This is a genomic window from Vibrio sp. D173a, assembly GCF_030248475.1.
In genome coordinates, this window is record NZ_JAHGAH010000036.1 from 1 (window position 1) to 961 (window position 961).

At 51.5% G+C, this 961-nt stretch carries 1 protein-coding gene; it reads right to left on the reverse strand.

Annotated elements, in window-relative coordinates:
- Nucleotides 1-961, reverse strand: a 961-nt coding sequence (locus tag KIV40_RS05130) for a hypothetical protein (protein WP_285348141.1), incomplete at both ends; no start/stop codon positions are given.

The window sequence follows — 961 nt, forward strand, 5'->3', positions numbered from 1 at the left end:
GCCCCGACGCTCAATGTGACTACTTCCCCTTCATAAGCGTTCGGCAGAAGTAGCGTGATACCTTGCTCAAAATTGACCATGGTGTCCGTCATCGAGTCCGTTTTGGCGATGTGTCGCTTGGTAGGAATGGACTGTATTGTTGGTTGGTTAAGCAATTTTAATAAAGCATGGTATTCATCCGCCGCATTGAGGTTCCCATCCGGCTCTTTACCCCAGACAGAATGATTGAGCCAAGTTTCAAGTGGCGTTCGTTGAGTCACTAGCTGCGCAATCGTCACCACCGCATACAGCGCTGCGCCCCAGAAGTTTGCCGCTAATATCCACCCATTAAGAACGCTACCAACGGCAAGCGAAGCGAAACGAGTACTTAGCGTTCGGGCTACAAGCCTGCCCCAGCTAAGTCCTTGCATCCCAAGAGCAGCAAATTTACCACCTAACAACCAACGCTCTGACGAACTCCTTGATGCCGCAAAGTCCTCCATGGTTTGCCAACCTTCAAGGCCAGCCGCCATCACACCGGCCACACCCGCAATCAATGAGTGTGCCACGTAGCGCTCAGCAGTGAGTACATCAGTAATGTCAAATGCGCTTCTTCCTGCTTTTAGCACCTTAAGTGAGCGACCCATTAGCTCAGTATCAGATTGAATTTTACTCAGCGACAATCCTTTGATGACCGCACCGGTGTTATTGATAAACCAAGCCACGGTGTAACCCAGCGTCATTTCTTGACGACGCGTATCGGGGTGAGGCGCCGACTCTTGGAGCGCCTGCAGCGTTTGCATTTGCGAAACCACGTTAATTAAGTTGAGCGACGCCACCACAAAGTCGACCCGACCGATGCGGTCGAACTGACTGTCGAGTTTGCTTGCCGCCTCAGTGAAGCTGTATTTCCCCACCGCTTTACTCTCGTATTCACGAAACAGCACCGGTATCGCTTCGATGTGGCGACTGATTTGCTTCT